Below are 1,835 nucleotides of genomic sequence, written 5' to 3' on the forward strand. Positions count from 1 at the left end.
CGCTCGGCGAGCAGAGGAGGAGCAGCCAGACGCGGGCGCGCGCGCCCCGGGTCCCGAACTACGCACACTAGGGTCTGCGGGCGAAGAGCGAGGGCCAGCCACACCGCGGGCTTGTCCGGGGAGCGTCTTCCCCGGTGGGGTTGACCGTGGCGCACAGCGTTGGCAACGAGTTCCGACACGATCTGCACGGTGTCGTCGCAGATGCTGTGCAGCTTCCAGTCCGTCAGCGCCCGACGCGTGAACTGCCGTGCCTCATAGCAGCAAGCCGTCGTCACGGGGATCCGGTGAGCCGCGAAACGGGTGCTGCCCAGACCGGTGCGAACGGCCAGATTGGGTGTGGCGGCAACGGGCTCGCCGAGGAACAGATTCAGGCCGCGCTCCGCGCGCCCAGCCGGTGCGATCAGTGGCTGGAAGTCGTTGCGACGCAGCGTCATTGTCCGTCCCCCGGAGCAGGTGGCGTGCTGATGCACGGCATGCCGTCTTGACCGTCACTATTCCCGCTTGCTGCTCGTTCCTGCAAGCGCGGTACTGCAATTGCAGAGCCGAAAGAATCGCAAACATGATCGAGTACGGCTGTGGACGGGTGGCGGTCGTGCAGTGAAGAAAGGTGCCGAGGCATGCAGAGAGTGGAGAACGGCGCACAGGCGAGCGGCATCGAGGGAGCGGCATGGCACAAGAGCAGTCGCAGCGGTGGCAACGGAAACTGCGTGGAGGTGGCCGTCCTGGCCGGCGGGGAGGTAGCGGTACGCAATTCCCGGTTCCCCGACGGGCCCGCTCTGGTATGCACACGCCAGGAGATCGAGGCATTCGTGGAAGGCGTCAAAGACGGCGAGTTCGATTTCACCCTGGCGTAGCGGCGCGTAGCGCCCTGGCCATTTCCTGACGCGGCAGGACGGCGGCTGCCATAATCGGGATCTCCGGACTGTTCGATAGGAGTTCCCGGCATGGCAGCCGAACACCAGGCGCCTTCCATCCTCGGATTTCCCCACCGGCCCGAGTGGGGAGCGGCCGCCCACCGCAAGGCCCTTGCCGGGCACCTGCGGCGCTGCCGTGACCACGCCGGGCTGGCACCGCGGCAGGCTGCCCGCTGCATCGACGCCTCCGACTCGACGATCAGCCGTATGGAGAACGGCCTTGCCACGCTGAAGCCGACAGAGGTTGAGCGCCTCCTCGACCTCTACGGAGTGACCGAGGACGCGGAACGCCGAAGGGTTGCCGCCCTGGTCCACGAGGCCGCCAAGCCGGAGGCATGGCAGGCACACAGCCAGACGGCGCCAGTCGCCCTGCGCCCCCTGCTGGCCATGGAACCGGCGGCCCGCCGCATCATCTCCTACGAGCCGCAGCTGGTCCCCGGGTGGCTGCAGACCGAAGAGTACGCAAAGATCGTCGTCCGGGCCGTCCACCCGACTTGGTCGGCACAACAGGTTTCCGAGAGGGTCGCCTTGCGCACCCAGCGGATCGATATGCTGCGCCGAGCCACCACCCCGCCGGTTCTGCTCGCCGTCATGGACTCCGAGGTCTTCCGCCGCCAGGTGGGCACCCCCGGGACCATGTACCGGCAGATCAAGCACCTCCTGGCCCTGCACGACGAGCTGCGCTACCAGCTCCACCTCCAGATCGCCCCGCTGACGGTGGGAGCGGCCGGAGCGATCGGGCACCCCATCGTGCACATGCGGTTCTTCGCCTCGGAGTACCTGCCCGACATGGTCTACCTCGAGCAGTACGAAGGCGCGATCTACCGGGAGAAACCATCCGAGTCCGAGCGGTATCAGGCCATCCTCAACAACCTTTGCGGTGTCGCCAGCCCGCCGGAGCAGACACGGTCCCTCCTCGAG

Annotated in this window: 3 protein-coding genes; 2 read left to right on the plus strand and 1 reads right to left on the minus strand. The window is 67.4% G+C overall.

The window, feature by feature from the left end; translation table 11 throughout:
* Positions 1–434 (minus strand): ATP-binding protein (locus ACFW2E_RS46245; RefSeq protein WP_384478013.1); only part of this gene is annotated, 434 nt, incomplete at its 3' end.
* A 183-nt stretch (positions 435–617) separates the two neighbouring features.
* Here ACFW2E_RS46245 and ACFW2E_RS46250 point away from each other — a divergent pair.
* Complete coding sequence (locus ACFW2E_RS46250) at positions 618–854, plus strand: DUF397 domain-containing protein (RefSeq protein ID WP_384478016.1); 237 nt, start codon at positions 618–620, stop codon at positions 852–854.
* Between the two features lie 90 nt (positions 855–944).
* Positions 945–1,835: helix-turn-helix domain-containing protein (locus ACFW2E_RS46255; protein ID WP_384478019.1), on the plus strand; the 891-nt coding region annotated here is incomplete at its 3' end.

Source organism: Streptomyces sp. NPDC058964, from assembly GCF_042741275.1.
GTDB lineage: Bacteria > Actinomycetota > Actinomycetes > Streptomycetales > Streptomycetaceae > Streptomyces.